Raw genomic sequence first — 4006 nt, 5'->3', positions numbered from 1 at the left:
AGGACCGTGAAACAACTCTGCGCCGATGATAGTGCTGCAACCAGTGTGAAAGTAGGTTATCGTCAAGCTAGTTATATAGTGAGAAGCCCCCGCGGAAATGCGGGGGCTTTTTGCGTTTACGCACCCGTGTCGTGGTAATGACACGTCTACGCTCATGCATGCCTGACTTGGTAACGACAGCCCATGAAAATTTTGATCGAACCGGATGTGCGCTTGTTTGTCGACATCGAAGGCGCGGGACTGGTGCCGGACGGTCCGACCATGCGCACCAAGCCGACGTTGATACTGCTGCACGGCGGCCCGGGTTACGATCATGCCAGCTTCAAGCCCGCCTTTTCGCGTCTGGCCGACATCGTGCAAATTGTCTACTACGATCATCGCGGCCATGGCAGGAGCGATGCCCGTCCGCCAAATGAATGGACCCTCGACAATTTTGCCGATGACGTGGTGCGGTTGTGCGACGCGCTTGGCGTCAGCAAGCCCATCGTGCTCGGACAATCGTTCGGCGGCTTTGTCGCGCAGCGCTATCTGGCGCGCCATCCGCAGCATCCGTCCAAAGTCATTTTGTCGAGCACATCGGCCCGCCTTGGGTTGGCGCGCAAACTGGATATGTTCGAGCGACTGGGTGGGCCTGAAGCCCGCGATGTCGCCGAGCGATTTTGGACAAAGCCGGACGCGGACTCCTATGCGCCGTATCTAACAATTTGCAAGCCGCTGTATTCGGCGCTTCCCGCCACAGGCAAGGATGCCGCGCGGCGCGCCACTTTTGATCCGGAAATCCTATTTACCTGGGCTGGTGGTGAGCAGCAGACGCTCGACTTGCTGCCGGGACTGGCTGGGGCCCAATGTCCGGTGCTCGTGCTTGCGGGCGCGCTCGATCCGGTGTGCACGCTCGACGACGCGCTCGATATCGCTGCAGCCCTGCCGCCGCACCTTGTGCAGTTCGTGCAGTTCGACGCGTGCGGCCATGGGGTATGGCGCGATGCGCCGGACGCCGCATTTGCCCGTTTGCGTCAATTTATCGCCGCATGAACGGCGGGATGCAATCGCCGCCGCCGGGGGGGATTCGTCTGTTCTTAGCTGCCCGGTTGTTTGGTGGGCGCCAGCATCGGCAATTTCAAGGTGAACTTGGTTCCACGTCCCACTTCACTATTGACCTCGATCGTGCCGCCCAGGATCTCGGTGACGATGTTGTGCACGATATTGAGCCCCAGGCCGGAGCCACCCACCCCCATCTTGGTGGTGAAGAAGGGATCGAAAATCCGGTGCAAGTCGGCCGGTTTGATGCCCGCGCCCTGATCTTCCACCACCAGCGTGACCCAGCCAAACGAGGACAGCCTGGCGCTGACATTGATCGCGCCGTCGCTGCAGCCATCGTAGCCATGCAGGATGGCATTGTTGATCAGGTTGTTGACCACCTGGCCCAGCGGTCCGGGGAAGCTGTCCATCATCAGCGATTCCGAAATATCCTGCCGGATCACGAACGGTGTGCGCTTGATGGTCGGCTGCAGGGTCAGGATATTCCCGGCCACCACCTCGGACAGCAGGAAGCTGCGCCTTTGCGAACTGGTCTGGTCGACGGCGACTTGCTTGAAATTGGTCACGATATCGGCCGCGCGGTGCAAATTGCGGGACAGGATGTCGACCGTCAACCGGGCATTTTCAATATAGTGCTCAAAGACGGAACGTTTGACGCTGCCGTCTTCGGCCAGCCCATGCACGATGTCGCCAGTCTGGTTCTCAAAGGTGCTTGCCGCCATCAGGCTGTTGCCGATCGGCGTGTTAAGTTCATGCGCGATGCCGGCCACCATGGCGCCCAAGCCCGCCAGCTTTTCGTTACGGATGAGGTCTTCCCTGGCCTTGGCCAGCGTGGCAATCATGTCCTGTAGTTCGCGGTTGGCTTTGCGCAGCGCAAGGTGCGTATTGATGCGCGCGAGCACTTCCTCGATCTGGAATGGCTTGGTGATGTAATCGACGCCACCGACGTCAAATCCCGTGACTTTCTGCTTCGGATCGGTCACGCCGGTCATGAAGATGACGGGAATATCCTTGGTTGCCTTGCCGGCCTTCAGGCGCCGGCACGCTTCGAAACCGTCGATGCCGGGCATGACGACATCGAGCAGGATGAGGTCGGGTTCCGCGAACTCGGCGCGCATCAATCCCTCGGCCGCCGTCTGGGCCAGCACAACCAGGAAGCCGTGCCGCTCGAGGCGGTCCAGCAGCGCGCCGAGGTAGGACAGGGAATCGTCGACAATCAGAATTGTCGGCATTGGTACATTGGGGAATGCACTTTGATCCATCGAGCGCCCGGGGAAGGTGAATTCCTCGCCAGTATAGGCACACTCCCTCCCGGACTGTAAAAAATATACTGATCCGTAAGCCGTTTTCGTTGGCTTTTTTTCGCTTTGTTAAAGCAGGTTCAGTCCCTTGAGCATGACCAGCAATGTGAGCACCGGCGATACGTAGCGCAGCAGGAAAAACGCCGCCCGCGTGACGGTCGGATTGTTCAGTTTCCCCTGGTTGGACAGTGCGCCGGCAAATTTCTCCTTACCCCACACCCATCCCACAAACAAGGCGAGCAAGATGCCGCCTGCCGGCAAAATGACGTTCGAGGAGATGAAGTCGTAAAGATCGAACATATTCAAGCCAAACAGTTTGAAGTTGGCCAGGACGTTGTTTGTCAGCGCGCAAGTCGAGCCGAGTAATGCCAGGCTGAGTATCGTGAGCAGGGTGGCGCGACGGCGGGGGATGTTCAGGCGTTCATGGAGGATGACGACCGGAACTTCCGTCAGCGACAGCATGGCGCCGGTCGCCGCGATGGCCGCCAGCACGAAAAATGCGATCATCAACAGCTGTCCCATGGGAATCTGGGAGAACACGGCCGGAATCGTGATGAATACGAGGGCCGGGCCGGCTGCGGGCGCAAAGCCAAAGGTGAACACGGCGGGGAAGATGGCCATGCCGGCGAGCATGGACACGCACAGGTCGGCCGCCATGACGCGCACGGTCGTCATCGGAATGTTCTGGTCGTCCCGGAAATAGCTGCCGTAGGTCAGCATCGCACCCATACCGAGTGACAGCTTGAAAAACGCCAGGCCCATGGCGGTCAGGATCGCAGAGGAAGTGAGCTTGCTGAAGTCCGGGCGGAACAGAAAGGCCAATCCTTCGCCGGCCTTGTCCAGCGACAGGCTGACGGCGCACAACACCAACAACAGCAGGAACAGCAAGGGCATCAATTTCTTGGCCAGCGCTTCGATGCCTTTGGTGACGCCCAGCAGCAATATGCCACCGATGAAGATCAACACACCCCATTGCCATAGCAGCGACTGCAGCGGATCGCCGATCAGTGCATTGAAAGCCGCTTCCGTGACCTGGCGATCATTGCTCAGGATGGAGCCGCCGATGGCCTTGAACACATAGGCGAACACCCAGGCGACCACTTCCGAATAGAAGGACAGGATCAAGAAGGCCGCGATCATGCCGGCCGCGCCGATCAGCCACCACGGCTGTCCCTTGGGCGCCAGCTTTTGAAGGGCGGTGATGGGGTTGGACCTGGCCTGTCGTCCGACCGAGAGCTCGGCCATCATGACCGGCAGTCCGATCACCAGTGTGGCCAGCAGATAGACCAGCAGGAAGCCGGCGCCGCCGTTGGCGCCGGTGAGGTAGGGGAATTTCCAAATATTGCCGAGTCCGACCGCTGATCCCAGTGTCGCGGCGAGCACGCCGAATCCGGAGCTGAAAGTGCCGCGTTTCGCGGCATTGGTGTTGGCTTCTTGCATGGCCATGTTCCTTGTTCTGCTTGCCGTTTATGGCAAAGGCCGGGATTGTAGCAGTTGTGCGTCGCAAAAAAGCCTTGCCAAGTTCGCGCCGCATTTGCTATAGTTCGGTCCCTCGCGAAACGATGCATCTCAAGTGCAAGTTAAGCGGGAAAAACGAGGGGTTGACGAGCTGCACGAAACACCGCATAATCTCATCTCTCTGCTGACGAACAAAACGCTTCGCAGCA

At 59.2% G+C, this 4006-nt stretch carries 3 protein-coding genes; 1 reads left to right on the top strand and 2 read right to left on the bottom strand.

All coding sequences use genetic code 11. From position 1 onward, the window contains the following. Positions 1–183: 183 nt before the first annotated feature. Complete coding sequence (locus AC1RQG_RS27755; RefSeq protein WP_493136638.1) at positions 184–1032, top strand: alpha/beta fold hydrolase; 849 nt, start codon at positions 184–186, stop codon at positions 1030–1032. 44 nt (positions 1033–1076) lie between these two features. On the opposite strand, the gene AC1RQG_RS27750 is transcribed toward AC1RQG_RS27755, so the two are convergent. Together AC1RQG_RS27750 and AC1RQG_RS27745 are read right to left on the bottom strand one after the other, a co-directional pair. Then, the gene (locus tag AC1RQG_RS27750) at positions 1077–2270 is read right to left on the bottom strand and encodes a sensor histidine kinase (RefSeq protein WP_493136636.1); all 1194 of its coding nucleotides are present in this window, start codon (positions 2268–2270) and stop codon (positions 1077–1079) included. 138 nt (positions 2271–2408) lie between these two features. Continuing rightward, positions 2409–3779, bottom strand: a complete 1371-nt coding sequence (locus tag AC1RQG_RS27745; protein ID WP_493136634.1) for a sodium-dependent transporter — start codon at positions 3777–3779, stop codon at positions 2409–2411. Positions 3780–4006 lie beyond the last annotated feature (227 nt).

This window comes from Rugamonas sp. GW822-FHT03B10, assembly GCF_058801745.1.
Note: the sequence above shows the minus strand (reverse complement) of the source record. Positions and strands in the feature narration are given on the sequence as shown.

Bases quoted from the DNA above. Each gene is read 5' to 3' on its own strand.
- AC1RQG_RS27755 (WP_493136638.1), top strand. From the start codon at position 184: ATGAAAATTTTGATCGAACCGGATGTGCGCTTGTTTGTCGACATCGAA.
- AC1RQG_RS27750 (WP_493136636.1), bottom strand. From the start codon at position 2,270: ATGCCGACAATTCTGATTGTCGACGATTCCCTGTCCTACCTCGGCGCG.
- AC1RQG_RS27745 (WP_493136634.1), bottom strand. From the start codon at position 3,779: ATGCAAGAAGCCAACACCAATGCCGCGAAACGCGGCACTTTCAGCTCC.